The sequence below is a fragment of the Streptomyces sp. NPDC091376 genome (assembly GCF_044757085.1).
Taxonomy (GTDB): domain Bacteria; phylum Actinomycetota; class Actinomycetes; order Streptomycetales; family Streptomycetaceae; genus Streptomyces; species Streptomyces pratisoli.
In genome coordinates this window covers 1-3193 of the sequence record NZ_JBIVUF010000062.1, presented here as the reverse complement: position 1 = coordinate 3193, position 3193 = coordinate 1, and the positions used below count along the sequence as shown (strand labels likewise).

The following is a 3193-nucleotide window of genomic DNA, read 5'->3' as shown; positions in this document are numbered from 1 at the left end:
CAGTCAGGCCCCCACCCTCCGGACAACGCATAACACCGGCATACCGCAGGGATCATGAACCATCACTACCCGATGACAAGCCGAAAACCTCAGTAGACCCTGTCTCACCTTCGGCGGTGACGGAGAGTCGTAAGGGTCGTTGACTTCGCGTGAAGGACGTCAACGCGCTTGTGCAGATGGTGTTTTCGGGTCTGTTCCCGCTGGTCATGGAGGATGTGGCTGCTGAGGGTGAGCGGATCGTGGTGCGGGCGCGGACTCTGCAGGAGTTCGCGATCTGCCCGATGTGCGGCGCGTGTGCGGGCGGGTGCACGGCTACCACTGGCGGACAGTCGCCGACGTGCCGGTCGACGAGCGCCGGGTTGTGGTCCGTGTGCGAGTGCGGCGTCTGGTGTGTCCCACGCGCGGCTGCTGGCAGACCTTCCGCGAGCAGGTGCCCGGGGTGCTGGAGCGGTACCACGATCAGCTCGTTGCGCTTCATGCTGGCCATGACCGGCCGGACGTCAGTGAGCACTGCCGTGCGCTGTCGCTTGAGCGAGATCCCGCCGAAGCGGGTGACCAGCGGTTTCTTCCCCTCGTCGCGGGGGACGGTGACCTGGATGCAGCAGCGCGGTCCAGGTGGGTATGCCCTGGCTCCTACCCGCCCGTGGCCGTCGTCGTTCAGAGGTGTGCTCCGCGGCTGTGGCTGAGGGGGCGGGCCCGCTGGGATGGCGCTGGAGCTCGCGCCTGATCTGGCGCGCCGCCGGATGCGGCTCCTCGTTCAAACCTCTCGTGCGGTCCCAGGCACAGCACTACCAGCGTAGCCCCCTTTCGGCCGTCATCCCGGCCATGTGGGGGTGACGTAGCGCAGTCCTCTCAGGCCGCTGCTTGTGCATAGTTGATCTATTTATTCTGGTCTTGCTTACAGGTGGGCAACGACATGACCAGAATCTCGCAGGTTCTTTTCCTCGCGACGATCGTCCATGCGAGGGCGACGCCCGGGAGGGTCAAGGCGGAATCGGCCAGATCACCTTTGGTAGGGGACGCATGTGTTCCGTGACGAGTCAGGATGCATATGCCATTCCCGAACGTGCGCCGGCTACTCAGCGTCTCAGGCCAGCGCGTTCACACCACGAAGGAAGACTCGATGCCCGCCCCCGCAGAACTGTCCGATGCAACACATACGCTGCACCTGCCGCTCTCCCAATGGTCCGACCCAGCTTTGACGAAACTGGCATCCACGAGCCGAAAAGCTCACCAGCCTATGGCTGTCCTGCTGAAGCGCCATTGGACTGCCGCACGCACCTACGCCGCGATCTGTACCACGTCCACCGCCGGAGCGTCAGCGCTGGCGGAAGCAGCCGCCAAGCGCCTCTACGGGCAAATGCTCAGCTACAGGACACCGCCTGCTCTGCGGCCGGCCCTGCTCATCGCCGTTCGGGAGACGGCCACGTCGTGGGCGGCGGGCCAGGCTCCGGGCATACCCGAGAAGCCGCTGCACCCTGAACTGACTGCAACCATTGAGCAGAACGGCGCAGTACCACGGCCGGACCGGCGCCTCATCGCAGAGGCACTGCGTGAACTCCCCGGGACGGTGCAATGCCTGCTGTGGCATCAAGAGGTCGAGGCTGAGGACGTTCCCACGGTCGCGGCACTCCTCGGGATGCCAGCAGCGACAGCATCTGCAGAATCCTCACGAGCTCGCGGACTGCTGCGCGCCCGCTGTCTGACACTGCACGGAGTCTTAGCGCCCAGTTCCGAGTGCCGCAACTACACACGGTTACTCGAAGCCTCGATTGCCCGGCAGGTAACACCGGACGTCGAGGCACACATCTTCTCGTGCCAGTACTGTCGCGACGCTCTCGTCCAGTTCGACCAGAACGACCACACCCTGCCGACGCTGCTGGCCGAGGCAGTGCTGGGCTGGGGAGCCAAGGCATACCTTCAAGCGCGGCGCCGTACTGCCCCTGACGTCCCGGCCGCGACCGCGTCCGAGCCTCGGGCGGGGTACGCGGGACACCTCCGCAGAAGGCACGCATCCGCCAAGAGGCCAGAGCGAGTCGCTGCCCCGGCCCAACGCGATGCCAGTGTATGGATCGGCGCGAAGCGGACACCTCGCTACCTTGTCGGCACCGCGGTGGGCCTGTGCCTCACAGCCCTGCTCGGGAGTGCCGCGCTGATGCAAGAAAGTGAGGTGAATGAGAGCCCCAGCCACAGAGGCGAGGCCTATCCCGACCGTCGGCCAACGCCTTCCCACGCAGAGGCCCTTCAACTGCGCAGCGCAGCGACGGGACTCTGCGTGCAGCTGCAGAATCCTGCCGGTCCGAACGGCACCATTCAGCCGGTCACAGCCGCCTGTACACGTTCCATCGAGCAACAATGGTCCTACGAGGAGGACGGCACCTTCCGGAGCCGCGCCCAGCCCCATCTGTGCCTCGACTCACGCTCTCACCAAAGTGGCCTGCTGACGGCTCTCATGTGTCCGCCCCCCTCCGATCCGGCGCCGGGCATGCGCTACACCCTGACTCTTCGCGGTCAGCTCACACCGCAATGGAATCGTGAACTCTGTGTGGCCCCCGTAAGCCAGGATGCCGGAGCCATGATCGGAATGGAGCTGTGCAACAGCTCCAAGGAAAAGCAGTTGACGTTGCTCTCGGGAAACTCCACCGCCGGAGGAAAGAGAAAGGGCCTCGAAATCGGCACAGCCCGTTAGCATCCACCCGCCCACGGCCCTTCTGAGCACAGCGATTCCACCCGGTCCTCTACCAGCCTCCACCTCACCGAGCTCCGCAGACCGTACTGCGCCGGGGCACGAACGGGGCGTTCGGTCCGCCGCCGCGCTCGTCCACTCGCCCACGCACGGCCCCGCACCCGTGCCGGGACTGTAAGACGTTCGGCCCTGTCTCACTTTCGGTGGTGACGGAGCGTGGTGCTATCCGAGGAGGATGCGGTGGCGAAGGAGGGTGAAGCCTGCTCGTCCGTGCATCTGGCGCGCGATCCGCTTGGTCTTGGTGTTGACGCCCTCGGTGGGGCCGTTGCTATAAGGAAGCGTGAGTGCGGCGTTGACAGCGTCGCGGTCTCGTTCCAGCCCCCGTGTGAAGGCATGCAGGTGGGGCAGGTCAGCGCCGCGGACCTGGGTGGCCCAGCGCGTAAGCGCGTCGGCGTTGCCGGTGTGAGGTGTAAGGAGCGGGGCGAAGTCCCTGATGCCTGGAGCCAG

Annotated in this window: 2 protein-coding genes and 1 pseudogene; 2 read left to right on the top strand and 1 reads right to left on the bottom strand. The window is 65.6% G+C overall.

Annotated features, from left to right (window positions below; all coding sequences use genetic code 11):
* Positions 1-176: 176 nt before the first annotated feature.
* Positions 177-475: pseudogene (locus ACIQMR_RS38275) on the top strand (transposase family protein); the annotation flags it as partial.
* A gap of 648 nt (positions 476-1123) precedes the next feature.
* On the top strand, positions 1124-2689 hold the full coding sequence (locus ACIQMR_RS38270; RefSeq protein ID WP_401397769.1) for a ricin-type beta-trefoil lectin domain protein: 1566 nt from the start codon (positions 1124-1126) through the stop codon (positions 2687-2689).
* A gap of 219 nt (positions 2690-2908) precedes the next feature.
* Here the strand turns inward: ACIQMR_RS38270 and ACIQMR_RS38265 are convergent.
* Positions 2909-3193, bottom strand: a 285-nt coding sequence (locus tag ACIQMR_RS38265; protein WP_401397766.1) for a transposase, incomplete at its 5' end; no start/stop codon positions are given.